General features: G+C 68.7%; 19 protein-coding genes and 1 pseudogene. 7 read left to right on the top strand and 13 right to left on the bottom strand.

Going from position 1 to position 24410, the window contains the following annotated elements:
- Positions 1-6 precede the first annotated feature (6 nt).
- The 6 genes from trxB to AC4IHM_RS16620 form a co-directional block, all read right to left on the bottom strand.
- Positions 7-957 (bottom strand): thioredoxin-disulfide reductase, encoded by a 951-nt coding sequence (trxB, locus tag AC4IHM_RS16595; protein ID WP_490867810.1) that lies wholly within the window; start codon positions 955-957, stop codon positions 7-9.
- A gap of 178 nt (positions 958-1135) precedes the next feature.
- Complete coding sequence (locus tag AC4IHM_RS16600; RefSeq protein WP_490867811.1) at positions 1136-2080, bottom strand: RsmA family anti-sigma factor; 945 nt, start codon at positions 2078-2080, stop codon at positions 1136-1138.
- Positions 2077-2802: an RNA polymerase sigma factor SigM gene (gene sigM, locus AC4IHM_RS16605; protein WP_490867812.1), complete on the bottom strand. Its 726-nt coding sequence runs from the start codon at positions 2800-2802 to the stop codon at positions 2077-2079. Before sigM ends, AC4IHM_RS16600 begins: the two co-directional genes overlap by 4 nt.
- 35 nt (positions 2803-2837) lie before the next feature.
- Positions 2838-4535 (bottom strand): protein kinase family protein, encoded by a 1698-nt coding sequence (locus AC4IHM_RS16610; RefSeq protein WP_490867813.1) that lies wholly within the window; start codon positions 4533-4535, stop codon positions 2838-2840.
- A 138-nt stretch (positions 4536-4673) separates the two neighbouring features.
- A complete protein-coding gene (gene murJ, locus AC4IHM_RS16615) occupies positions 4674-7040 on the bottom strand; it encodes a murein biosynthesis integral membrane protein MurJ (RefSeq protein ID WP_490867814.1) in 2367 nt (788 codons plus the stop codon).
- 44 nt (positions 7041-7084) lie between these two features.
- Entirely contained in the window at positions 7085-9427 is a 2343-nt protein-coding gene (locus tag AC4IHM_RS16620; RefSeq protein WP_490867815.1) for a DUF6049 family protein, read from the bottom strand.
- Between the two features lie 227 nt (positions 9428-9654).
- On the opposite strand from AC4IHM_RS16620, the gene AC4IHM_RS16625 reads away from it, so the two are divergent.
- Positions 9655-11124: a CCA tRNA nucleotidyltransferase gene (locus AC4IHM_RS16625; protein ID WP_490867816.1), complete on the top strand. Its 1470-nt coding sequence runs from the start codon at positions 9655-9657 to the stop codon at positions 11122-11124.
- 107 nt (positions 11125-11231) lie between these two features.
- Here the strand turns inward: AC4IHM_RS16625 and AC4IHM_RS16630 are convergent, their stop codons facing one another.
- The 4 genes from AC4IHM_RS16630 to AC4IHM_RS16645 all read right to left on the bottom strand — a co-directional run bounded on the left by AC4IHM_RS16630 (position 11232) and on the right by AC4IHM_RS16645 (position 14997).
- On the bottom strand, positions 11232-11729 hold the full coding sequence (locus tag AC4IHM_RS16630; RefSeq protein WP_490867817.1) for an LppU/SCO3897 family protein: 498 nt from the start codon (positions 11727-11729) through the stop codon (positions 11232-11234).
- A gap of 122 nt (positions 11730-11851) precedes the next feature.
- Positions 11852-13114: an MFS transporter gene (locus AC4IHM_RS16635; protein WP_490867818.1), complete on the bottom strand. Its 1263-nt coding sequence runs from the start codon at positions 13112-13114 to the stop codon at positions 11852-11854.
- A gap of 78 nt (positions 13115-13192) precedes the next feature.
- Positions 13193-14275: an inositol-3-phosphate synthase gene (locus tag AC4IHM_RS16640; protein ID WP_490867819.1), complete on the bottom strand. Its 1083-nt coding sequence runs from the start codon at positions 14273-14275 to the stop codon at positions 13193-13195.
- A gap of 44 nt (positions 14276-14319) precedes the next feature.
- Positions 14320-14997, bottom strand: a complete 678-nt coding sequence (locus AC4IHM_RS16645; RefSeq protein WP_490867820.1) for a PadR family transcriptional regulator — start codon at positions 14995-14997, stop codon at positions 14320-14322.
- Positions 14998-15646: 649 nt separating this feature from the next.
- On the opposite strand from AC4IHM_RS16645, the gene AC4IHM_RS16650 reads away from it, so the two are divergent.
- Together AC4IHM_RS16650 and AC4IHM_RS16655 are read left to right on the top strand one after the other, a co-directional pair.
- Complete coding sequence (locus AC4IHM_RS16650) at positions 15647-18031, top strand: transglycosylase domain-containing protein (protein WP_490867821.1); 2385 nt, start codon at positions 15647-15649, stop codon at positions 18029-18031.
- Positions 18032-18161: 130 nt separating this feature from the next.
- Positions 18162-19613, top strand: coding sequence for a glycosyltransferase family 87 protein (locus tag AC4IHM_RS16655; RefSeq protein WP_490867822.1), 1452 nt, complete (start codon positions 18162-18164; stop codon positions 19611-19613).
- Between the two features lie 49 nt (positions 19614-19662).
- On the opposite strand, the gene AC4IHM_RS16660 is transcribed toward AC4IHM_RS16655, so the two are convergent.
- The 3 genes from AC4IHM_RS16660 to AC4IHM_RS16670 all read right to left on the bottom strand — a co-directional run bounded on the left by AC4IHM_RS16660 (position 19663) and on the right by AC4IHM_RS16670 (position 22320).
- The gene (locus AC4IHM_RS16660; protein ID WP_490867823.1) at positions 19663-20694 is read right to left on the bottom strand and encodes an alanine racemase; all 1032 of its coding nucleotides are present in this window, start codon (positions 20692-20694) and stop codon (positions 19663-19665) included.
- A 61-nt stretch (positions 20695-20755) separates the two neighbouring features.
- A complete protein-coding gene (gene femX, locus AC4IHM_RS16665) occupies positions 20756-21877 on the bottom strand; it encodes a peptidoglycan bridge formation glycyltransferase FemX (RefSeq protein WP_490867824.1) in 1122 nt (373 codons plus the stop codon).
- A 137-nt stretch (positions 21878-22014) separates the two neighbouring features.
- Complete coding sequence (locus tag AC4IHM_RS16670; protein ID WP_490867825.1) at positions 22015-22320, bottom strand: hypothetical protein; 306 nt, start codon at positions 22318-22320, stop codon at positions 22015-22017.
- Positions 22321-22594: 274 nt separating this feature from the next.
- On the opposite strand from AC4IHM_RS16670, the gene rpsF reads away from it, so the two are divergent.
- The 4 genes and pseudogenes from rpsF to rplI all read left to right on the top strand — a co-directional run bounded on the left by rpsF (position 22595) and on the right by rplI (position 24307).
- The gene (rpsF, locus tag AC4IHM_RS16675) at positions 22595-22885 is read left to right on the top strand and encodes a 30S ribosomal protein S6 (protein ID WP_490867826.1); all 291 of its coding nucleotides are present in this window, start codon (positions 22595-22597) and stop codon (positions 22883-22885) included.
- 77 nt (positions 22886-22962) lie between these two features.
- Positions 22963-23559 (top strand): single-stranded DNA-binding protein, encoded by a 597-nt coding sequence (locus tag AC4IHM_RS16680; protein ID WP_490867827.1) that lies wholly within the window; start codon positions 22963-22965, stop codon positions 23557-23559.
- A 43-nt stretch (positions 23560-23602) separates the two neighbouring features.
- Entirely contained in the window at positions 23603-23839 is a 237-nt protein-coding gene (gene rpsR / locus AC4IHM_RS16685) for a 30S ribosomal protein S18 (protein ID WP_003949403.1), read from the top strand.
- Positions 23840-23857: 18 nt separating this feature from the next.
- Positions 23858-24307: pseudogene (gene rplI, locus AC4IHM_RS16690) on the top strand (50S ribosomal protein L9).
- Positions 24308-24410: the final 103 nt, after the last annotated feature.

Consider the following 24410-nt stretch of genomic DNA (forward strand, 5'->3'; position numbering starts at 1 on the left):
ATGGGGTCAGACGGTGGTCTTCTCGGGCTCGGCCTTGTCCTCGTCACTGAGCGCGGCGAGGAAACGCTCGGCGTCGAGAGCCGCGGAGCAGCCGGTGCCGGCGGCGGTGATCGCCTGGCGGTAGGTGTGGTCGACCACGTCACCGGCGCCGAAGACACCGGTCAGGTTGGTGTGGGTCGACGGGGCGTCGACCTTCAGGTAGCCCTCCGGGTCGAGGTCGAGCTGGCCCTTGAAGAGTTCGGTGCGCGGGTCGTGGCCGATCGCGATGAACAGGCCCGTCACCGCCAGATCCGAAAGCTCACCGGTCTTGATGTTGCGCAGCTTCAGACCCGACAGCTTCTGGTCGCCCTGGACCTCGGCGATCTCGCTGTCCCAGACGAACGAGATCTTGGGATCGGCGAAGGCGCGTTCCTGCATTGCCTTGGAGGCACGCAGGGTGTCGCGGCGGTGGACGATCGTCACGGACTTGGCGAAGCGGGAGAGGAACGTGGCCTCCTCCATCGCGGTGTCACCGCCACCGATGACTGCGATGTCCTGGTTCTTGAAGAAGAAGCCGTCACAGGTCGCGCACCAGGAGACGCCGCGGCCGGACAGGGCGTCCTCGTTCGGCAGGCCGAGCTTGCGGTGCTGGGAACCGGTGGTGACGATGACGGCCTTGGCCCGGTGGACCGTGCCCGCGGTGTCGGTGACCGTCTTGATCTCACCGGTCAGGTCGACGGCGACGACATCGTCCGGGATCAGCTCGGCACCGAAGCGCTCCGCCTGGGCCCGCATGTTGTCCATCAGCTCGGGGCCCATGATGCCGTCCTGGAAGCCCGGGAAGTTCTCCACCTCGGTGGTGTTCATCAGGGCGCCGCCCGCGGTGACGGCTCCCTCGAACACGAGTGGCTTCAGCGACGCGCGTGCGGTGTAGAGCGCCGCCGTGTAGCCGGCGGGCCCGGAGCCGATGATGATCACGTTTCGGAACGTCGCTCACGGGTTCATTCCTCGTCTCTGGACTGCAATCTTCAGGGCCGGGTGGAGCTGCACTCAGAACTCTCACCCCACCTAACGGATCCTACGGGGCGCGCATTCCCGCCGTGTCCGGGCGCACAGAGACTGGGACCGGGCGCAGGACGACAAGGAAGCCTGTCCCTTATGAACGCGCGTAGGAGTGTGTCAGAAGGATCTTGGCCTTGCTGACGGCCGGCTCGGTCACGCACGCCGACTCGACGATGTAGGCGGTGACCCGACTGTCGTTGGAGGCGTCGGGCAGCACCACGAGCAGTGCGTCCTTGCCCTTGTAGACGCCCTCCTCCGTGGCGATCGCCGGGTCGTCGCGGCCGATGCCCCTCTGAATGCACTCGGGGACCGTCGGCTGCGTGAAGACATGGTTCTCGGCACCGGTCTCGGTACCGTTCTCCGACTCCACGCCGAGGCTGCGCGGCGTACGCGAGCCGTTCTGCGTGCCCTCCTGGTCGGCGATGAGTCCGGAGACCTTGTCCTTGAGCTGTCCTTCGGAAAAGGTGTCCGTGAGGGCGGACTGCTGTCCGTGCGCGGTGTCGTCGGAGGGACTCCCCCCGCTCAGGGAGGACACGATGACGGAGCCGAGCCCGAGGGCGGCAGCGGCGGCCATGGCGCCGAGTACGGCGACCCTGCGCCGACCGCCTCGGCGGCGGTCCTTGCGGCCCGGACCGGTGGAGGAGGGGCGGGCGTGCCCCGTGGGCCGGTCCGCCGGGGGCGTTGTTTCACGTGAAACACGCGTGCCGTCGTCGCTGTCGGAGGTGTCGGACGCATCAGGTGCCCCCGCGTCGACCATGGTCTCCGAAGTCTCCGGGGCGGCGGCGCTCCGCAGTGCCTCGGCGGCCAGAGCGGCGTCGATCCGACCGGCCACGTCATCCGGTATCCGCGTCGGTGCCGGCAGGGTGCCGAGCAGTCCTTGGATCTCTGCCAGCGACGCGTGGACGTCGGAGCAGAGTGCGCAGACCTCCAGATGCCGTCGTACGTCGGTGGCCCGCGAGGCCGGGAGCAGGCCCTCGGTGAGGTCGGCGATCTCGGCGACGTCCGGGTGCCCGGTGATGTCTGTCGTCGACGACGTCACGCTCGTCCACCTCCGCCCTTCACTGCGGTTGAATCACTCGGCCCCGAGTCCGGCGCACCCGCACGATGCGGTCCCGCTGCGGGTGGGACGGATGTCCCCTGCGTCCGGTTCCGCTCCGCGCCGGGCTTCCTGTCCTCACCGCCGCCGTCCGGCCGCAGATGGGTGAGCAGGGGCAGGAGTCTGGCTCTGCCTCGGGCGCAGCGGCTCTTGATCGTGCCGGTCGGCACGTCGAGGATGCGGGCGGCCTCGGCGACGGGGTAGCCCTGCATGTCCACGAGCACCAGGGCCGCCCGCTGGTCGGCCGGCAGGGTGCCCAGGGCGTCCAGCAGTTGGCGGTGCAGGTCGTCGCGCTCGACGGGCGCCGAGGCCGACTCGTGCGGCTCCAGGAGCTGCTCCAGGCGCTCGGTGTCGTCGACGGGGGCGGTCTTCCTGGAGGCGGCCTTGCGGACACGGTCCAGGCAGGCGTTCACCGTGATGCGGTGCAGCCATGTCGTGACGGCCGCCTGACCGCGGAAGGTGTGGGCGGCCCGGTACGCGGAGACGAGGGCGTCCTGGACGGCGTCAGCGGCTTCCTCGCGGTCCCCCAGCGTCCGCAGGGCCACCGCCCAGAGCCGGTCGCGATGCCGGCGTACCAGCTCACCGAAGGCGTCGGGGTCGCCCTGGACGTGGCTGGACAAGAGGTCCTGATCGCTCATGTCGCCGAGTGAACGCACTTCTCGCACGACTCCCCTCCCTCCGCGGACGACTCGCGAACGGGTCAGCTGGTCACCTTGATGTCCACTACCCTCCCGCGGTAGGTGCCGTCGTCCGTCGACGGCAGCTTGGTCAGCCAGACCAGCAGGTATCGCGTCTTGAGGGGCTCTCCCGGCTTGAGTGTCACCGTGGTGCCGGAACCCTCCGCCGTCTTCGTGTAGCCGTCGAGGCTCTGCGGCTCCGTGTCCGTGTCCGCGCCGGCGCTGCGCAGTTCGACGGACGTGGTTCCCAGGAAGGACACGGTCACCTGCCCGACCTGCTGGATCTTGCCGAGGTCGAGGATGACGCCGAGGCCCGACTTCAGGCGGCCGAAGTCGGCGCTCTTGTAGTAGTCGGTCTGCCAGTAGGTTCCAGGAGCGTCGTCGAAGACCTTGTCTATGTCGGCCGGCTTCTCGGAGCCGTCTCCCAGGGGGTCGAAGTCGCGCGCGCCGCTGATGGCGACGGGCTTCCCGTCGGCCACCGGCTTCTTCGAGCCCTTGTCGTTGTCGTCCGTCGTCTGAGTCTGGTTCTGGTCGTCGGCCTTGCCGCCCTGCTCCATGAGGGCGTCGGCCAACTGCCAGCTGCCCAGCCCCAGCGCGGCGATCAGCAGGGCGGAGACGCCCCACTTCAGTGCCTTGCCGGTACGGCTCTGCAACGGGGGCGGCGGCGTCGGCACCGGCTGAGGGACACCGGGCCGCGGTGCGGGACGTCCGTAGGCGCCCTGCTGGTAGGCCGTGCGCTGGTACTCGGGCGGGGCGGTGTACGCCGGCTCCGGCGGGCGGATGCGGGGCATCTCGCCGATCGCCTTCACCAGTTCCTCCGGCGTGGTGCACGGGGACTCGTGGCGGGAGGCGGTGGCGCCGTCGTTGGCGAGCGCCCGCATGGCGAGTTCGGACAGGCCACGGTGGACGCCCGCGCGTACCTGGTCCGGCGGGATCAGCCCGATGTCCTTGGGCAGACCGGCCAGGCCGTGGGCGTCGCTCTCGTACGGCCAGCGCTGGGTGAGCATGGCGTACAGCAGGGCGCCGATGGCCTCGGTGTCGGTGCGCTGCGGAGTGTCGGAACTGATGCCGCGCAGGGCGGCGTTGACGGCGAGTCCGCGGATCCGCCACTGTCCCGTCGACGTACGCAGCACCGCGTTGGGGTTCAGGCGCAGATGGGAGAGGCCCTCACGGTGGGCCGCCGCCATGGCGGACGCGACCTGACTGACCATCTGGTACGCGTCGTACACGTCCAGTGGCCCGGAGGCGAGAAGCGCGGTCAGCTCGGTGGCGTCGGGGAGCCACTCGTGCACGACGTAGACGAGGTCGTTGTCCTCGACGGCGTCCAGCACCTGGACGAAGCGGGGGTCGCCCAGGAGGGCGGCGGAGCGTGCCGCGGCCAGCACGGAACGGGCGCGCGCGTGGTCCGCCGGAAGGAGGTGGACCCCGACGGCGCGGCGCAGCTTCTCGTCGACGGCCCGCCAACTGCTGAAGCCGTCCAGACGGGTGACGCACTCCTCGAGACGGTAGCGTCTGGCGAGCTTGTGCCCGCTGTGGAGTTCGGGAGGCGAGGCCTTGCCGGAGTCCTCGCTCGTGGGGTTCCCCTGTGCCTCGTCGCTGTCCGTGTCCCGCTCCCGGTTGTTGGCCACCCCGTCGGCCGTGGACTGGTCCGCCTGTGCGGTCAGCGGCTCATCGCCGCTGTTGTCTGCCACGTCGACGGCAGCTGTGCTCCGTTCCGCCACCGTCGTTCCTGCCTCCCCATTCGATGCGCGCCGGCCGACCCGTATGCGCGCGTCCGACGCCGAACCCAATTGTGCCCACAGTCCGCCGCTATGCACGACACACGGCGGCGGACGATGGTTGTGCGTCTACCCCCGGTCTCAGCGTCCCAGGCGCCCTCGCACCATGCCGACCAGTGAGTTGACCTCCTCGATGCGCATGCGCCGTGCCGCGACGAAGAAGACGACGAGCAGGAGCAGCCCGCCGGCCAGCAGCGCGGCGACCGATCCGGACACGCCCTGCCCGAGCGTACGGCTGATGGCGTAGCAGGCCGCACCGCTGAGCAGGGCGGCCGGGACGGAGGCGATGCACAGGCGCGCGTACGTGCGCAGCACCCGGGCCCCGTCCAGGTCCCCGCCGAGCCGCTTGCGCAGCCTGCGCCAGGCGATCCCGACGCCGATCACGTAGGCCACTCCGTAGGAGGCGGCCATGCCGATGACGGCCCAGCGGGCCGGCAGGAGCAGGTAACAGAGCCCCGAGGCCATGGCGTTGACCACGGCCACGATCACGGTGTTGTAGAAGGGCGTCCTGGTGTCCTCGTAGGCGTAGAACGCGCGCAGGACGACGTACTGGACGGAGTACGGGATGAGGCCGAGGCCGAAGGCCATCAGCATGTAGCCCATGTTGGTGGCCTCGCTGGTGCCCGAGGAGCCGAACATGAGGGTGCACATCGGAATGCCGAGCGCGACGAAACCGAAGGAGACCGGAACGATGGCGACGGCCGTGGTGCGCAGTCCCTGGGAGATGTCGTCCCGGACGGCTCCGCCGTCCTCCTCGGACGCCGAGCGGGAGATGCGGGGCAGCAGGGCCGCCATCAGGGAGACGGTGATGATGGCCTGGGGCAGGCCCCAGATGAGCTGCGCGTTGGCGTAGGCGGCGAAGCCGGTGCCGTCGACGGGCGAGGCCTTGCCCGCGGCGGTGGACAGCTGGATGACGATCATGGCGCCCGCCTGGTTGGCGAGGACGAACAGGACCGTCCACTTGGCGAGGGTGATGGCCTTGCCCAGGCCGTGGCCCCTCCAGTCGAAGCGGGGCCGGATCCGGAAGCCCGTCTCCCGCAGGTAAGGGATCATGGCCAGGGCCTGCACGATGAGACCCAGCAGCACCCCGACGCCGAGCAGCCGCTCGCCTTCCGGCGGGATGCTCGTGACCTTCATCCCGGAACTCTCGGCGGTGCCGTAGACCCAGATGAACATGCCCAGCGTCACGATGATGACGATGTTGTTCAGGACCGGGGTCCACATCATCGCGCCGAACCTGCCGCGTGCGTTGAGGATCTGCCCCATCACCACGTGGAGGCCCATGAAGAAGATCGAGGGCAGGAAGTAGCGGACGAAGGTGATGCCGACCTCGTTCGCGGCCGGATCGGTGGCTACCGGGTTGGACAGGAGCCGGATCAGGAGGGGGGCGCCGAGGACCGTGATCACGGTGAGCGCGCCGAGCGCCACCATGACGAGGGTCAGCAGGCGGTTGGCGAATGCTTCGCCACCGTCGTCGTCCTCCTTCATGGAGCGTACGAGCTGCGGTACGAAGACCGAGTTGAGGCCACCGCCGACGGTCAGGATGTAGATCATCGTCGGCAGCTGGTAGGCGACCTGGAAGGTGTCACCGAGCAGGCCGACGCCCAGCGCCGAGACGATCAGGGCCGAGCGGATGAACCCGGTGAGCCGGGAGACCATCGTGCCCGCCGCCATCACGGCGCTCGATTTCAGCAGGCCGCCCGCCCGCCCGCCCTTCTTGGCAGCGGCGGCCGGTGCGGGCTCCGGCTCCTGGAGGGAGGGCTCGGCCGCTTCCGGGGTGGGTGCCACCGCGTACTGACCGGGCGCCGGTGCCGCGGGCTGTGGGGGCGTCGGCGCGGGTCCGCCGTACGGGCCGGGTGCCGGAGCGTTTCCGTACGGGCCGGGTCCCTGCGGGCCGCCGTACTGGGCCGTACCCGGTGTCCCGCCGTACGGTCCCGGGGCCGGGGCGGGTACGGAGGTGTGGTCGTCGTACGAGGAGTGACCGCCGCCGTGCTGCTGGTCCCGGAACAGATGCGCGAAGGCGTCGGGCTCGGGGCGCCGGTCGCCGGCCTGGGTGACCAGGTCGTCCACACCGACGAACTGGGTGGTCCGAGGGTCGTCGCCGTACGGCAGGTGCTGGGTCGGTCCCTCCGGCTCGGGGGCCGGGGTCTGGGCCCAGACGCGCGGGTCGGGAGCGTAGGGCGACGGGGAGGGCCGGGAGTACAGCGGCTGCTGCGGCGCGTGCGTGCCCGGCGGTGGCGGAGGGTGCGCGGCGCGGTCGTAGAGCGCCTCGGAGACCGGGTCCTGGGCGGAGAGGTCCTGCGCCCGGTAGGGGTCCTGGTCGTAGGCGTCCTGGAGGTACGCGTCAGGGGGCTGCGGCGATGTCTCGCCGGGATCGGGCGGTGGCCCCTCGGAGCGACCCGGGCCGTCCACGGTCTGACCGCGGTCACCGTCGTACGGCGCGTTCATGGTTACCCCACCTCATCGTCCCGGGCCGACCGGCCACGACATCCTCAACGGTCCACTCTCTCACCCGTGCCGGACGGGTCGGCGCTTTCCGCTGCGGTGTCCGGTGTCGGGTCACTCGGCTGCTCCGGGTCGCCTGCCCGGGGGCCGGCGTCGGACTCCTGCGACGACTCCGACCCGTCGGACGTGCTCTTCTCCGCGTCACGGGCCGCGGCCCGCTTGCGCTGCGTGTACATCCGGAATCCGGCGAGGACGAGCAGCAGGACACCGCCGCCGATGACGAGCATCACCGTGGCCGTGATCTCGGTGACCTTCACGTCGAAGGTGACGGGCTCACCGTATTTCCGCCCGTCCGTCGTGTACAACTGGGCGATCACCGTCGCCCGGCCGTTGGCGTTGGCCGACGTGGTGAACTTCACCGACTGGCTGTGGCCGCCGGCGACCGAGATCGGCTGCTCTTCGTAGTCGGCGCCGCCGATCTCGAGGCGCGTCGGGTTGGTCGAGGTGAGCCGCAGAAGCAGCGGGCCGACATCCTGCACCAGGTTGTTCTGCACCGTCACCGGGATCGTGGCGCTGCGGCCGGAGAGCTTCGTCTCCGACTTGTCGATCAGTCTGACCCGGCCGGTCAGTCCGTCGAGATACGACTTAACGTCGGCCCTAAACGACGCGGCCTCGGCGGCCCGGCCTCGCCACGAGGCGGACATCTCCCGGTTCAGAGCGCGCCCGAAGGGGGTCACCACCCGGGCCGGGTCGGACAGCACGACCTTGAAGTTGTCGAGGGTGTCCTGCGTCCGCGCGATCTCCACGAACGCCGACCGCGGCAACTCCTTCCTGCGGAGCGCCGACGGGTACGACGAGGTCCCCGGCACCTTCGTGGTGGCGTCCGGGTCCGGTTTGGCGGCGGCGGTCGCCGACAGCTTCTGGGCCTCGGACCAGGTGCCGCCCTCCAGGGCCCGCAGGGCCTCGGCCATCGCGCGTGCCTGGCTTCCGGAGGGCGTGCGCTGCGGGGCGAAGACGACGCTGCGCTGCTTGTCGGTCTGCTCGCCCAGGGCCAGGCTCTGGGCGAGGAAGCGCTGCACCGCGAGCGTGGACGCGGAGGCCTTCGTCAGGTCGTCCTCGAACGCCGTGGACAGCCGGGCGTCCGCGACGACGGCCGTGGTGCCGCCGCCGATGGGGCGTGCCGCGGAGGGTGTGTACGGCAGATTGTTGGTCTCCTGGAGGCTGTCGCTGCGGGCGATCACCTTGTCGGCGCCTGCGGAGGTGGCGACCTTGACGATCGAGCGGTCGACGGCACCGTCCACGGGCCAGGCGAACTCCGTGCTCGGCTTCACGTGGAGGATCGGCTCGACCGTGTTGGCCACGACGTCCGTCGCCTCTTTGAGCTGGCTGAGCGAGCCGGTGACGTCCGTGCCGTTGTGGGCCAGGGAGGCGAGGTCCGGGTCGGCGAAGGGAAGCGCGACGACCTCCTTGTCGGCCACCGCGCCCTGCAGTTCGGCGAGCCACTGCTTGGCGGTCGCCTGGTGGGTGCCGGCGGTGGTCGAGTCCCCGTCCCTAACGCGGTAGCTGCCGGTCATCGCGTCGACGGAGGCCAGCAGGTCGGGGTCGACCACCCAGGTGACGTTGAGGTCCTTTCCCAGCGTGACCATCTGGTCCAGACGGCCTCCGGGGGAGATCTCCTTGGCCAGGTCGTCGTTGAGGAAGACAGGTGTCTGCTCCTCGTTCGGTCCCGTCTCGGCGGCCATGTGCGTGGTCGAGACAAGCGGCCACAGGGCCGTCGTCTTCGTCCTGGGTTCGGCCCCGCCCGGCTGCCAGGGCAGGAAGGTCCGCTGGATACCGAGGATCTGCTCCCACGGCTGCGCGGAGGTCTGTCCGGAGAGCGAGACGGCGAATTCGTAGACGCCGTTCTCCCCGAGGCCCAGGTCGTCGACCGGCACGGAGATGTTGAAGTGTTCGGCGACGCCGGGGGTGAGCTTGGAGAACTTCTCGGTGTACTTGTCGTCGATCTCCGGGGCGATGGATCCCTGGAGATCGTCGTCCTCCTTGACGATCGCGTCGACGGACGAGCGGGTGTCGACCTCGGGGCCCACGCGCAGGCCCACGTGGGCGTCGGTGACGGCCCGCTTGCCGTTGTTGGTCACGGTGCCCGACACGGTCACCGTGTCCCCGTCCGTGGGGGTGGAGGGGGTGAGGGAGTCGACGGCGACGGACACCGAGCCCGTGTCGGCGTCCGCGCCGGCCGCGTTCTGTCCCTGTGCGTGTGCCGGGCCGGTGGCGGGCAGCTGGGCCAGGCCGGCCAGCAGCGGCGCCCCGACGACCAGGGCCGTGGTGCGCCGGAGCCACCGGCGGGCAGGTGAGGGACTGGTCCCCTGGAAGTCTGCCGCCTCGGCCACGCGCTCGCCCGTCCCTTGTCGTCATCAGTGGTCGTCGGAATGTGCGTCCACGCATGGTAACGATGCGGGCTGAGGGGAAGTGCCGCGGAGTACACCACAAGATCCGCTGCCCGGCAGGGGCAGCCCTGGAATGTGCGTCTATAGAGGGAGTGATGTCCAAGTGGGGGATTCGGTGTGTGATCAATGGGGGCGCCTGTATCCGTCCGGGCCACGTACCCTGTTCTGTTGTGCCGAACGCCAACGAAGTCAGTCCCAGTGCCCTGAGTCGGGAACAGCACCGCGCGGTGAGTGAACCGCTGCGCGTCGCCCCGGTCGCCGAGGATCTCGCCCACCGATTCCAGGAGGCCGGGTTCTCTCTCGCCCTGGTCGGCGGCTCGGTCCGGGACGCGTTGCTGGGTCGGCTCGGCAACGATCTGGACTTCACGACCGATGCCCGCCCCCAGGACGTACTGAAGATCATGCGGCCCTGGGCGGACGCGGTCTGGGAGGTCGGGATCGCGTTCGGAACCGTCGGGGCGCACAAGAGCGCCCGCGTCGGAGACACCGACCGAAGCTGGCAGATCGAGGTGACGACCTATCGGTCGGAGGCGTACGACCGCGCCTCGCGCAAGCCCGAGGTGTCCTACGGCGACTCCATCGAGGAGGATCTCGTCCGGCGGGACTTCACCGTGAACGCCATGGCCCTCGCGCTTCCGGAGAAGACCTTCATCGATCCGCACGGCGGCCTCGACGATCTCGCGGCGCGGGTGCTGCGTACTCCGGGCACTCCGGAGGAGTCCTTCTCGGACGACCCGCTGCGCATGATGCGGGCCGCGCGCTTCGCCGCACAGCTCGATTTCGAGGTGGCTCCCGAGGTGGTGGCCGCCATGAAGGACATGGCCGAGCGTATCGACATCGTGTCGGCCGAGCGGATCCGGGACGAGCTGAACAAGCTCATCCTCTCCCCCCACCCGCGCAAGGGACTGACCCTGCTCGTGGACACCGGCCTCGCCGACCGGGTTCTGCCCGAACTGCCGGCGCTGCGACTGGAGCGGGACGAGCATCACCGGCACAAGGACGTCTACGACCACACGCTCATCGTCCTGGAGCAGGCGATGGCCCTGGAGAGCGAGGGGCCCGATCTGACCCTTCGGCTGGCTGCTCTGCTGCACGACATCGGCAAACCGCGCACACGCCGTTTCGAGAAGGACGGCCGGGTCTCGTTCCACCACCACGAAGTGGTCGGGGCCAAGATGACCAAGAAGCGCATGACGGCGCTCAAGTACTCGAACGACCTGGTGAGGGATGTCTCGCGCCTGGTCGAACTGCATCTGCGTTTCCACGGCTACGGCACGGGTGAGTGGACGGACTCCGCGGTCCGCCGCTATGTCAGGGACGCCGGGCCGCTGCTCGACCGACTCCACAAGCTGACCCGGTCGGACTGCACGACGCGCAACAAGCGCAAGGCGTTGGCCCTCTCGCGCGCGTACGACGGGTTGGAAGAGCGGATCGCGCAGCTTCAGGAGCAGGAGGAGCTGGACGCGATCCGTCCCGATCTGGACGGCAACCAGATCATGGAGATCCTCGACATCCGCCCGGGACCGGCAGTCGGCCAGGCCTACAAGCACCTGCTGGAACTCCGCCTGGAGAACGGGCCGATGGAGCACGACGAAGCGGTGGCGGCGGTCAGGGAGTGGTGGGCCGAGCAGAAAGCGTGACTCGTGGGCCGGGGTCATGTTTCACGTGAAACATGACCCCGGGTCGCATGCGGAGTGGGCGGTGTTTCACGTGAAACACCGCCCACTCCGCATGCGACCAGCAGGAGCTACTTCACTTCCTTGAGGCAGAGCACCACGTTGTGGTTGTTGCCCGTCTGGTAGTAAGCGATCGTCGCTTCATTGACGGCCTCGCACTTGCCGTCGTCGCTGGTGTTGTCGAACTTCTCGACGACCTTGTACTCCGCGTCACTTGAGGAGCAGTCGACCGACTTGAGGTCCGGGCTGCTCTGCGTGCCCTTGTTGTGCATGCAGCTTCCCACCGACGTGGTCTCGGCGTCCGAGCGCCCCCAGTACCACTTGCCCACGGCGATCAGGATGGCCACGAGGAGGAAGGCCCCGATGCGCAGCAGCTTCTTGCTGACGCGGTTGGGGCGGCGAGCCGGCGGCGGGAGCGGGGCGCCCGGCGGGGGGAACCCGGGCTGACCGGCCTGCTGGGGAAAGCCCGGCTGGCCCTGAGCGAAGGGGTTCTGCCCCTGCGGCTGTTGCGGAGCCTGCGGCTGGTCCTGCGCGAACGGATTGCCCTGGGGCGGCGGCTGACTGGTCACTGGGGGTCCCCCTGAAACATAGGTGCGTATCGCGGACATGGCGCGAATAAGACGCACGTAAGTTATCGGGTCCCACTGACATCTCCGTAGTCCGCTGCGGCTCTGTGGCACTGATGTGACACTTACTGGCTCCCAAACCTGGCTATTACCGCCGTAACCGCTCCGTACACCAGGGTGACTGTCACGACCAGCGGCACGGACCGGCCGTCCGGCGGCAGCATCAGCGCGGCCACCCCGGCGGCCCCGACGAAGGCGATGTTGAACAGCACGTCGTAGACGGAGAAGATCCGGCCACGGAAGCCGTCCTCCACCGAGAACTGCACGACCGTGTCGGTCGCGATCTTCGCCCCCTGCGTCGTCAGGCCCAGGAAGAACGCCGCGGCGAGCATCGGCGCCGTGGCGAACGGCAGACCGAGCGCCGGTACCAGCACCGTGGCCGCGCCCGCGCACACGGCCATCCAGCGGCCCGGTCCCAGCCGTCCGGCTGCCCAGGGGGTGACCACGGCCGCCATGAAGAAGCCCGCCCCGGAGACGCCCAGCGCAAGCCCCAGCAGGGCGAGCCCCTCGTCCGTGTCCTCGGTCAGGGCATACCGGCAGAGCATCAGCAGCATGACCAGCAGGGCGCCGTAGCAGAACCGCATCAGCGTCATGCCCGCGAGCGCCCAGGCCGCCTGCCGGCGTGCGGGTGCGGCGAGGTGACGCACCCCCGCCACCAGGTCGCGGGCGGTACCGGCGAGTGCCGAGGCCAGCCGTGGCGGCACGAGCGCCGGGTCGGGGCCCAGCAGTTCCACGGCGATGCGCAGCGACGCCAGCGCCCCGCACAGGTACAGGCCGGCCCCGAGCAGCACCACGGCGGCGTCGGAGTCCGCGACCACGAGGCGTACGACGAAGGCGAGGCCGCCGCCCGCCGTCGCGGCCAGGGTGCCGGCCGTCGGTGAGAGCGAGTTGGCCATCACCAGGCGCTCGGCGTCGACCACACGCGGCAGCGCGGCGGACAGTCCCGCGAGGACGAAACGGTTGACGGCGGTGACGCAGAGGGCCGAGACGTAGAAGAGCCAGTCCGGGACGGGGGCGAACATCAGCGCCGCCGTCAACGAGGCCAGCACGGCCCGCAGCAGGTTGCCGTACAGAAAGACCTGGCGGCGCCGCCAGCGGTCCAGCAGCACCCCGGCGAAGGGGCCCACCAGCGAGTACGGGAGCAGCAGGACCGCCATCGCGGCGGCGATCGCGCCGGGCGAGGTCTGCTTCTCCGGGGAGAAGACGACATAGGTGGCGAGCGCGACCTGGTAGACGCCGTCGGCGCCCTGGGACAGCAGCCGTACGGCGAGCAGGCGCCGAAACCCCTCCAGGCGCAACAGGATGCGCAGGTCACGGACGACGGCCATGGGGCACAGCCTCACATACGGGAAAGGTCCCCGGGTCACGCGACCCGGGGACCCTCGGCGGACCGGAGTCCGAGGTTCTCAGCGCTCGACCTCGCCGGCGATGAACTTCTCGACGTTGGCACGGGCCTCGTCGTCGAAGTACTGGACCGGCGGGGACTTCATGAAGTAGCTCGACGCCGACAGGATCGGGCCGCCGATGCCGCGGTCCTTGGCGATCTTCGCGGCGCGCAGGGCGTCGATGATGACACCGGCCGAGTTCGGGGAGTCCCAGACCTCGAGCTTGTACTCCAGGCTCAGCGGGACGTCACCGAACGCACGGCCCTCGAGCCGGACGTAGGCCCACTTGCGGTCGTCCAGCCACTGCACGTAGTCGGACGGGCCGATGTGGACGTTCTTCGCACCCAGGTCGCGGTCGGGGATCTGGGAGGTGACGGCCTGCGTCTTGGAGATCTTCTTGGACTCCAGGCGCTCGCGCTCGAGCATGTTCTTGAAGTCCATGTTGCCGCCGACGTTCAGCTGCATCGTGCGGTCCAGGACGACGCCCCGGTCCTCGAACAGCTTCGCCATGACGCGGTGTGTGATGGTGGCGCCGACCTGCGACTTGATGTCGTCGCCGACGATCGGCACGCCCGCCTCGGTGAACTTGTCCGCCCACTCCTTGGTACCGGCGATGAAGACCGGGAGCGCGTTGACGAAGGCGACCTTGGCGTCGATGGCGCACTGGGCGTAGTACTTCGCCGCGTTCTCGGAGCCGACGGGCAGGTAGCAGACGAGGACGTTGACCTGCTTGTCCTTGAGGACCTGGACGATGTCGGCCGGCTCCTCGGCGGACTCCTCGATGGTCTCGCGGTAGTACTTGCCGAGACCGTCGAGCGTGTGGCCGCGCTGGACCTGGACGCCGCTGTTCGGCACGTCGCAGATCTTGATGGTGTTGTTCTCGGAGGCGCCGATGGCGTCCGCGAGGTCCAGACCGACCTTCTTGGCGTCCACGTCGAAGGCGGCGACGAACTCGATGTCACGGACGTGGTAGTCGCCGAACTGGACGTGCATCAGGCCGGGCACCTTGGCCGCCGGGTCGGCGTCCTTGTAGTACTCGACGCCCTGCACCAGCGATGCGGCGCAGTTGCCCACACCGACGATGGCTACGCGAACCGAACCCATTCCGGTTGCTCCCTGTGTGTACGAGTGAGGCCCTGACTGGGCGCTCACGTGGTGGTGTCGCCGGGCGTATCCGGCCGGGGGTCGTCCCCGGACCGGGGCAGGCCGCCCGTCGCTCCAGATGTCCTGTCCTGTTGAGCGGTCCCCTCGGTGGCGGAACCCCGCAGGTCCCGTCCCGCCCGCTCACTCTCGATGAGCTCGTTCAGCCAGCGCACTTCGCGCTCCACGGACTCCATTCCGTGGCGCTGGAGCTCAAGCGTGTAGTCGTCGAGTCGCTCCCGGGTGCGGGCCAGGGAGGCGCGCATCTTCTCCAGGCGCTCTTCCAGCCGGCTGCGCCGGCCTTCGAGCACGCGCATGCGTACGTCACGCGACGTTTGCCCGAAGAACGCGAAGCGTGCGGCGAAGGTCTCGTCGTCGTACGCGTCCGGGCCCGTCTGTGAGAGGAGCTGCTCGAAGTGTTCCTTACCGTCTGCCGTCAGCCGGTAGACGATCTTGGCGCGGCGTCCCGTGAGCGAAGCGGCCGCCTCGTCGACGTTCCCCGGTTCCTCGATCAACCAGCCGTTGGCGACCAGCGTCTTGAGGCAGGGGTAGAGCGTTCCGTAGCTGAACGCCCGGAACACACCCAGCGAGGTGTTGAGCCGTTTGCGCAGCTCATAGCCGTGCATCGGGGACTCGCGGAGCAGGCCGAGTACGGCGAACTCGAGGATGCCGGAACGCCGGCTCATCGTCGTCTCCTCTCGCCCTTATGCCGCGCTGATGTATCGAGTCGATACATCAGCACGATAGAACGAGCTTCCTTCTGCGACAAGAGGGGGGCTGGTGAACGGGATCACATCAGGGTTTCAACGAGAGCAAGTTGCCTGATTTGAGGTGAACTTCGGAGCTCGGGGGTTTTGGCGGTGCGTAGTCTGTGCGCCATGCAGACCACCGGGAACCGAGTGACGCCTGGGGGCGTCCCTGTCCTCGGTGCAGTACGGGTGAATGCGGAAGGGGCCGCATCCGTACTTCGGGGGGACCGGAAATCAGCCGCCTTTACCAGGCGCGCAGGGGTGCGCCTGCCCGAGGAGTAGTCGTTCGATGAGCGAGCACCGTCGCAAACCGCCGCAGCCGCAGGGAGGCGGACGTGCCGCGGCCCGACGCGGCCAGTCCGGCTCGTCCTCCGGCCGCCGCGCGGCACCGCGAGGCGCCACAGGGTCTCCGTCCGGCTCGTACGGTCCGGAGGACGAGGAGCGTCAGTACGGGAGCCGTGCCGAAGCTCGGCGCGCAGCGCAGCGGAACGGAGGAGGCCGTCGCAGAGCGGCCGACCCGGGCCGCGGTCGGCGGGCTTCGGAAGGGCCCGGTCGGGGTCGCGCCGCCGTACCCGGCAGAAAGCGGATGATCGACTACCCGCGCCATGACAAGGACGGGTGGCACCGCTGGGTGCCCTCCTGGCGGCTCGTCTCCGGGCTGTGCATCGGGTTCTTCGGCTGTCTGGTGGCTGCCGCGGGCCTCGCCTACGCCATGGTGGACGTTCCCGTTCCCGACAAGACGGCCACGGCGCAGAACAACGTCTACTACTGGGCCGACGGCAGCCAGATGGTTGCCACCGGTGGTGAGCGCAACCGTCAGAACGTCAACCTCGCGCAGATTCCCAAGGACATGCGCAACGCCGTCATCTCCCAGGAGAACAAGACCTTCTACTCGGACAGCGGCATCGACCCCAAGGGCATCGCGCGCGCCGTGGTCAACATGGCCAAGGGCGGTGACACGCAGGGCGGCTCCACCATCACTCAGCAGTACGTGAAGAACGCGATGCTGAACGACCAGTCGCAGACGGTCTCCCGCAAGGCCAAGGAGATCTTCGTCTCGATCAAGGTGGGCGCCAACGAGCCGAAGGACAAGATCCTCGCGGGCTACCTGAACTCCGCGTACTACGGCCGCGGCGCCTACGGGATCCAGGCCGCCGCGCGGGCGTACTTCAATGTGGACGCCGTCGATCTCAACGCCGGCCAGTGCGCCTTCCTGTCGGCGATGCTCAAGGGCGCCACGTACTACGACCCGGCGGGTGCCACCTCGATCGACACGACGGCCACGCCGGAGGCCAACTCGAGGCGTGCCAAGAACCAGATGCAGGACACGCTCGACAAGATGGTGGAGTACGGGCATCTCGATCCGGAGGAGCGGGCCAAGTTCACCGATCTCCCCAAGTGGGAGAACCCGCGGTCGAACACCCAGCTGAGCGGCCAGATCGGTTACCTCGTCGACCTTGCCAAGGCCTCCGTGATCAAGACCGGCAAGGTCACGCAGAAGCAACTGGAGCAGGGCGGCTACTCGATCTTCACGACGTTCGACAAGAAGAAGGTCGACGAACTCGAAGCCGCGGTCACCAAGGTCTACAAGAAGAACATCAACGTCGAGGAGCGTCCCGAGACCGATACCCACGTCCAGTTCGGCGGGGCGTCCGTGGATCCCGATACGGGCGCCATCAAGGCCATATACGGCGGACAGGACGCCACCAAGCACTTCACCAACAACGCCGACGTGACCGGTGCCCAGGTCGGCTCGACGTTCAAGCCGTTCGTGCTCGCGGCGGCGATGAAGTGGGGCGTGCGCGATCCCAAGGGCGGTGCGGTCCAGCCGCAGGACGAACGCACCGTCGTCTCCCCGAAGAGCCTCTACAGCGGCCAGAACAACCTCAAGATCAAGGACTACGACGGGACGATCTGGGAGAACGAGAAGGGCGAGCAGTGGCGTCAGGAGAACGACGGCAAGGACTCGGTCGGCAATCCGCCGGACTACAAGATCGACCTTCGTGAGGCCATGCGGGAGTCGGTGAACTCCGCCTTCGTCCAGCTCGGCATGGACGTCGGCCTGGACCAGGTCAAGGAGGCCGCCGTCGATGCGGGGCTTCTGGAGGACAGCCTGGCGGGCTCCGGCTACCCGTCGTTCTCCATCGGCGTCTCGGATCCGAGCGCCATCCGCATGGCGGGCTCGTACGCCACGTTCGCGGACAGCGGCAAGCAGCGCACGCCGTTCTCCGTCACCAAGGTGACGAACAAGGACGGCACGGTCTACACGCACAAGGTGGAGACCGTGCAGGCGTTCACCGCGAAGGTCGCGGACAACGTCACGGACGTTCTGAAGACCGTCGTCGACGACGGAACGGGTTCCAACGCGCAGCTGCCGGGTCGTGAGGTGGCCGGTAAGACCGGTACCACGGACGGCAACAAGTCCGCCTGGTTCGTCGGCTACACCCCCCAGCTGTCGACCGCGATCAGCATGTTCCGCTACCCGGACGACGAATCCGTCAAGAACCGCACCTTCCTGGAGATGTACGGGACGGGCGGCGAGAAGAAGATCCACGGTGCCTCCTTCCCGTCCTTGATCTGGAAGGACTACATGGAACAGGCGCTGAAGGGCACGAAGCCGGTGAAGTTCCCGACCCCGGAGCCCATCGGCGAGGTCATCAACGACACCCCGTCGCCCAGCCCGTCTCCCTCTCCTTCCGAGACGGAGGAGGAAGAGACCTCGCCGTCGCCTTCGCCGACGCCCACGCGGAGCGAGCCCAGTCCCTCCGCTCCGGCTCCCACCGAAACCTGTGGCGTCTTCGAGTGGAACTGTGGCGACGGGGGCGACGGAGGCAACGACTCGGCCGGCAACGACTCCGGGGGCTCGGACAGCAGCCCGTCACCTTCGACCTCGCCCAGTGAGACCGGGGACGACGGCGACAGAGGAGGCCAGGATGGCGGCGGTGGCTTCTTCAGAGGTACGACCGGGTAGCCGCCGGAACGTCCGACATGGGTGTTTCACGTGAAACACCCGCAAGTTTCACGTGAAACAGGGGCCGCCGCATCCATGAGGGTGCGGCGGCCCCGCCGTATCCCCAGGCGCGTACGGCAGGATGTGCCTCATGCCCAGTGCTGAATCGACGCCAGCGAGCGTGCACGAGCCGGACCCGGCGCGACCGACCAGGGAGGACGCGGTCGCCGCGGCCGGCAGCGAGCTGATCGGCGGTCCCCTCGGCCGACGTGCCCTGCTCGGGACGTCCTGGTGGACTCCCGTGCGGGTGATCGCGCTCGTGGCCATCGGCATGTTCGCCCTCGGCCTGGTCCAGAAAGCACCCTGTTACAACGGCGCCTGGTTCTTCGGCGCCAGCTCCCAGTACACGCACGCGTGCTACTCGGACATCCCGCACCTCTACCAGGGACGCGGGTTCAGCGACGGGCTCGTGCCGTACTTCGACAGGCTCCCCGGCGACATGGAGTACCTCGAATACCCCGTGCTGACCGGTGTCTTCATGGAGGTCGCGGCCTGGCTTACCCCGGGCGGCGGCTCCATCCAGGACCAGGAGCAGTGGTACTGGATGGTCAACGCCGGGCTGCTCATGGTGTGCGCCGTCGTCATCGCCGTTTGCGTGACCCGGACGCACGCACGACGCCCCTGGGACGGTCTGCTGGTCGCCCTCGCACCCGCCTTCGTGCTGACCGCGACCGTCAACTGGGACCTGCTGGCGGTCGCCCTGACATCCGCCGCGATCCTGATGTGGTCACGGGGGCGCTCAGTGGCCTTCGGCATCCTGCTGGGGCTGGCCACGGCCGCCAAGCTCTACCCCTTCCTGCTCCTCGGCCCGCTGCTGGTCCTGTGCTGGCGGGCGGGCAAATGGCGGCAGTTCGGAGCGGCCCTGGCAGGCGCGGTCGTCGCCTGGCTCGTGGTGAACCTGCCGGTGATGCTCTTCGCCTTCGACGGCTGGTCGAAGTTCTACACGTTCAGCCAGGAACGGGGCGTGGACTTCGGGTCCTTCTGGCTGATCCTGGTCCAGAGTTCCAGCAATCCGCCCAGCACCGAGACCGTCAACACCCTTGCCACGCTTTTGATGCTGCTGTGCTGCGGAGCCGTCGCGGTCCTCGCCCTGACCGCCCCCCGGCGCCCGCGCTTCGCCCAGCTCGCCTTCCTGATCGTCGCCGCGTTCATCCTCACCAACAAGGTCTACTCACCGCAGTACGTGCTGTGGCTGGTACCGCTTGCCGTGCTGGCCCGCCCGAAGTGGCGGGACTTCCTGATCTGGCAGGTGTGCGAGGTGGCGTACTTCCTGGGCATCTGGATGTATCTCGCGTACACGACCAGCGGCGACGCCCACAAGGGCCTGCCGACGGACGGCTATCACTGGGCCATCGGCATGCATCTGCTGGGAACGCTGTTCCTGTGCGTCATGGTCGTGCGCGACATCCTGATGCCGGAACGGGACCCGGTCCGGCGGACGGGGGACGACGACCCCTCGGGCGGCGTGCTCGACGGCGCGGAGGACGTCTTCGTCCTGGGCCCCGCGGCGCACCCGCCGCGGCACGCGGAAAGTTCGCTCTGAGCGAACACATGAAGGGCCGTACACGACGACACCGTGTACGGCCTTCTCGCTAGCGGTCGAGGATGCGGTCGAACTGCGTGGTGGTGTGCCGCAGATGGGCCACCAGTTCGTCGCCCACCGAGGGCTCCGACGCCTCCGAGGGCACGAAGAGAATCGAGACCTGCATGTGCGGCGGCTCCGCGAACCAGCGCTGCTTGCCGTCCCAGACGAACGGGGAGAGATTCCGGTTGACCGTGGCGAGGCCGGCCCTGGCCACGCCCTTGGCGCGCGGCATGACGCCGTGCAGCGCCTTCGGGGCCTCCAGACCCACACCGTGCGACGTACCGCCCGCCACGACCACCAGGAAGCCGTCGGAGGCCGCCTTCTGCTGCCGGTAGCCGAAGCGCTCGCCCTTGGCGACGCGCGTGACGTCCAGGACCGCGCCCCGGTACTCGGTGGCGTCGTGGTCCCCCAGCCAGAGCCGGGTGCCGATCCGGGCGCGGAAGCGGGTCTGCGGGAACTGCTGCTGGAGCCGGGCCAGCTCATCGGCCTTGAGGTGGCTGACGAACATGGTGTGCAGCGGCAGCCGGGCCGCGCGCAGCCGGTCCATCCAGCCGATGACCTCCTCGACCGCGTCCGAGCCGTCGGTACGGTCCAGCGGCAGGTGGATGGCGAAGCCCTCCAGCCGGACGTTCTCTATGGCGGCGTGCAGCTGCGGAAGATCCTGCTCGCTGACGCCGTGCCGCTTCATCGAGGACATCACCTCGATGACCACGCGGGCGCCCACCAGGCCGTACACGCCGTCGATGGACGACACCGAGCGCACGACCCGGTCGGGCAGCGGCACGGGCTCCTCGCCACGCCGGTACGGCGTCAGGACCAGCAGGTCACCGCCGAAGAAGTCCTTGATCCGGGCGGCCTCGTACGTCGTGCCGACGGCGAGCACGTCCGAGCCCAGCCGCGTGGCCTCCTCCGCCAGCCGCTCGTGCCCGAAGCCGTAGCCGTTGCCCTTACAGACCGGGACCAGCCCGGGGAACTGCTCCTGGACGTGCTTGTGATGCGCCCGCCAGCGCGCGGTGTCGACGTAGAGCGTGAGCGCCATGGCCGGACCTGGAACCTTTCTCGTGGCTGTCAGAGGTGCGGATTCGGGGATGAGCGGTGGGTCAGCGGCGTGACATGTAGATGTCGAGGGCCTTGTGGAGCAGCTTGTTCAGCGGGAAGTCCCACTCGCCGAGGTACTCGGCCGCCTGGCCACCCGTACCGACCTTGAACTGGATCAGACCGAAGAGGTGGTCGGTCTCGTCCAGGGAGTCGGAGATGCCGCGCAGGTCGTAGACGGTGGCACCCAGGGCGTAGGCGTCGCGCAGCATGGCCCACTGCATGGCGTTCGAGGGCCGGACCTCGCGGCCGATGTTGTCGGAGGCACCGTAGGAGTACCAGACGTGCCCGCCGACCACCAGCATGGTCGCCGCGGAGAGGTTCACCCCGTTGTGCCGGGCGAAGTACAGCCGCATGCGGTTGGGGTCCTCGCTGTTGAGGGCCGTCCACATCCGCTGGAAGTACGACAGCGGGCGCGGCCGGAAGTGGTCGCGCACGGCCGTGATCTCGTACAGGCGCTGCCACTCCTCGAGGTCCTGGTAGCCGCCCTGGACGACCTCGACGCCGGCCTTCTCGGCCTTCTTGATGTTGCGGCGCCACAGCTGGTTGAAGTTCTTGTGGACCTCTTCCAGGGAGCGGTTGGCCAGCGGCACCTGGAAGACGTAGCGGGGCTGCACGTCACCGAACCCGGCGCCGCCGTCCTCGCCCTGCTGCCAGCCCATGCGGCGCAGCTTGTCGGCCACTTCGAAGGCGCGCGGCTCGATGTGGTCGGCCTCTATGTCACGCAGGCGCTTGACGTTGGGGTCCTGGATGCCCTTCTTGATGGACGTGGCGTCCCAGCGCCGGATGATCACCGGCGGGCCCATCTTCACGGAGAAGGCGCCCTGCTGCTTGAGGTGCGCGAGCATGGGCTCCAGCCACTCCTGGAGGTTCGGCGCGAACCAGTTGATGACCGGGCCCTCGGGGAGATAGGCGAGGTAGCGCTTGATCTTGGGCAGCTGCCGGTAGAGGACGAGGCCCGCGCCGACCAGCTCACCGGTCCGGCCGTCGAACCAGCCGAGGTTCTCCGAGCGCCATTCCGCCTTTACGTCCGCCCATGCCGGGACCTGCATGTGACTCGCCGCCGGCAGGCTCTGGATGTACGCCAGATGCTGCTCGCGACTGATGGTCCTCAGGGTCAGGCTCATTCGGGGCGCTCCTCGGGCTGGTGTGTCCCCATGGGTACAGGGGCTCCGGCTCTCGCGCGAAGCCTACTGCGCCCTGTGAGCGCCCCGTCCGGCGTACGGCGGGAAGGGGAGGGCCGACGGGCGGGCGGCGGCGGGGCTCAGCCGAAGAGCCCGCCGTGGTAGATGCCGAAGTACAGACCGAGTGCGGAGGCCCCGAGGCCCAGCACCAGGCCGAAGCGCTCGCGGGTCGTCTCGGAGACGTACTGGCCGTATCCGCCGGTCAGGACACCGAGCAGTCCGGCCCACGAGGTGAGGATGTGGAGCCCTCGAAAGCTCGCGGTGGCCAGGGCGAGCACTCCGAGCACCAGGGTCACCGCCAGCAGTGCGTCCTGGAGGGGGTGCGACCTGTTGTCGGTGGCCAGCAAGCCGGTCCGTGGTTTGGCGGGTCGCGTGATCTGTGCCATGGGGAACCTCCTGCCGAAGGCAGTGCGCATCCGCTGACTGTCGATTGCCCGCACAGCCGGATTTCAACCGCGGGCCGGTGGGCGGGTAGGCTGTCCCTTCTGCACTGGTGTCTACTTCCGGCCGCGACCGGGCGACCTCCTCGGAGGAGACTCCGATCGTCGGACCCGATTGTCAGTGGGTCCTGGTTTACTCGTTGATACCGGTGCCAACGCATCGCAACCCTCCTGCCACGGAACGACCGTGGCCGCTGAGTCCGAAGGAGGTGGGTTCCACATGCGTCACTACGAGGTGATGGTCATCCTCGACCCCGATCTCGAGGAGCGTTCTGTCTCCCCGCTGATCGAGAACTTCCTCTCTGTCGTCCGTGACGGCGGCGGAAAGGTCGAGAAGGTCGACACCTGGGGCCGTCGTCGTCTCTCGTACGAGATCAAGAAGAAGCCCGAGGGCATCTACTCGGTCATCGATCTGCAGGCCGAGCCTGCGATCGTCAAGGAGCTCGACCGCCAGATGAACCTGAACGAGTCGGTCCTCCGGACCAAGGTCCTCCGTCCCGAGAACCACTGAGCCCTCCCGCTCAGCCGATCCCGGGATTCGAGTAGCAGCACAAGCAGCCAGCAGCAAACCCGCCGAGAGGTTCCCCCATGGCAGGCGAGACCGTCATCACGGTCATCGGCAATCTTGTCGACGACCCCGAGCTGCGCTTCACCCCGTCCGGTGCGGCCGTCGCGAAGTTCCGCGTTGCGTCGACTCCCCGCACCTTCGACCGCCAGACGAATGAGTGGAAGGACGGCGAAAGCCTCTTCCTCACCTGCTCGGTCTGGCGTCAGGCGGCGGAGAACGTCGCCGAGTCGCTTCAGCGAGGCATGCGCGTCATCGTGCAGGGCCGGCTGAAGCAGCGGTCCTACGAGGACCGTGAGGGCGTCAAGCGCACGGTCTACGAGCTGGACGTCGACGAGGTCGGCGCCAGTCTTCGCAGCGCCACGGCCAAGGTCACCAAGACCTCGGGCCGCGGTGGCCAGGGTGGTTACGGCGGCGGTGGCGGCCAGGGTGGCGGCGGCTGGGGCGGCGGCCCCGGCGGTGGCCAGCAGGGCGGCGGCGCTCCGGCCGACGACCCCTGGGCGACCGGCGCTCCCGCCGGTGGCCAGCAGGGTGGCGGCGGCCAGGGTGGCGGCGGCTGGGGCGGTGGCTCCAGCGGCGGTGGCGGCGGTGGCGGCTACTCGGACGAGCCCCCCTTCTAGGGCGGGCTCTACCCACACTTCTTGATCACACAGGAGAAACATCATGGCTAAGCCGCCTGTGCGCAAGCCGAAGAAGAAGGTCTGCGCATTCTGCAAGGACAAGGTCACGTACGTGGACTACAAGGACACGAACATGCTGCGGAAGTTCATTTCCGACCGCGGCAAGATCCGTGCCCGCCGCGTGACCGGCAACTGCACCCAGCACCAGCGTGACGTCGCCACGGCCGTGAAGAACAGCCGTGAGATGGCGCTGCTGCCCTACACCTCCACCGCGCGATAAGGGAAGGGTGACCGACTCATGAAGATCATCCTCACCCACGAGGTCTCCGGCCTCGGTGCCGCGGGCGACGTCGTCGAACGTCAAGGACGGTTACGCTCGCAACTACCTGATCCCGCGGAAGTTCGCCATCCGCTGGACCAAGGGCGGCGAGAAGGATGTCGAGCAGATTCGTCGTGCTCGCAAGATCCACGAGATCCAGACCATCGAGCAGGCCAACCAGGTGAAGGCCCAGCTCGAGGGCGTGAAGGTCCGTCTGGCCGTTCGCTCCGGCGACGCCGGTCGTCTCTTCGGCTCCGTCACCCCGGCCGATGTCGCTTCGGCGATCAAGGCCGCCGGTGGCCCCGAGGTCGACAAGCGCCGCATCGAACTGGGCTCGCCGATCAAGACCCTGGGCGCTCACGAGAACGTTCCGTGCGTCTGCACCCCGAGGTTGACGCCAAGGTCAGCATCGAGGTCATCGCTGCCTGAGTCAGAGCCTTGCTCTCGCTCAAGCGATGAGAGGGGGCCGCATCTCCCGACTGGGAGATGCGGCCCCCTCTTCACGCGAAGCACGATGTTTCACGTGAAACGG

This window comes from Streptomyces sp. SL06 (genome assembly GCF_058244745.1).

Excerpts from the sequence above, each read along its gene's own strand:
- murJ (WP_490867814.1), bottom strand. The coding sequence starts at position 7,040 with ATGAACGCGCCGTACGACGGTGACCGCGGTCAGACCGTGGACGGCCCG.
- AC4IHM_RS16635 (WP_490867818.1), bottom strand. The coding sequence starts at position 13,114 with ATGGCCGTCGTCCGTGACCTGCGCATCCTGTTGCGCCTGGAGGGGTTT.
- AC4IHM_RS16640 (WP_490867819.1), bottom strand. The coding sequence starts at position 14,275 with ATGGGTTCGGTTCGCGTAGCCATCGTCGGTGTGGGCAACTGCGCCGCA.
- AC4IHM_RS16645 (WP_490867820.1), bottom strand. The coding sequence starts at position 14,997 with ATGAGCCGGCGTTCCGGCATCCTCGAGTTCGCCGTACTCGGCCTGCTC.
- AC4IHM_RS16650 (WP_490867821.1), top strand. The coding sequence starts at position 15,647 with ATGATCGACTACCCGCGCCATGACAAGGACGGGTGGCACCGCTGGGTG.
- AC4IHM_RS16655 (WP_490867822.1), top strand. The coding sequence starts at position 18,162 with ATGCCCAGTGCTGAATCGACGCCAGCGAGCGTGCACGAGCCGGACCCG.
- AC4IHM_RS16660 (WP_490867823.1), bottom strand. The coding sequence starts at position 20,694 with ATGGCGCTCACGCTCTACGTCGACACCGCGCGCTGGCGGGCGCATCAC.
- femX (WP_490867824.1), bottom strand. The coding sequence starts at position 21,877 with ATGAGCCTGACCCTGAGGACCATCAGTCGCGAGCAGCATCTGGCGTAC.
- AC4IHM_RS16670 (WP_490867825.1), bottom strand. The coding sequence starts at position 22,320 with ATGGCACAGATCACGCGACCCGCCAAACCACGGACCGGCTTGCTGGCC.
- rpsF (WP_490867826.1), top strand. The coding sequence starts at position 22,595 with ATGCGTCACTACGAGGTGATGGTCATCCTCGACCCCGATCTCGAGGAG.
- AC4IHM_RS16680 (WP_490867827.1), top strand. The coding sequence starts at position 22,963 with ATGGCAGGCGAGACCGTCATCACGGTCATCGGCAATCTTGTCGACGAC.
- rpsR (WP_003949403.1), top strand. The coding sequence starts at position 23,603 with ATGGCTAAGCCGCCTGTGCGCAAGCCGAAGAAGAAGGTCTGCGCATTC.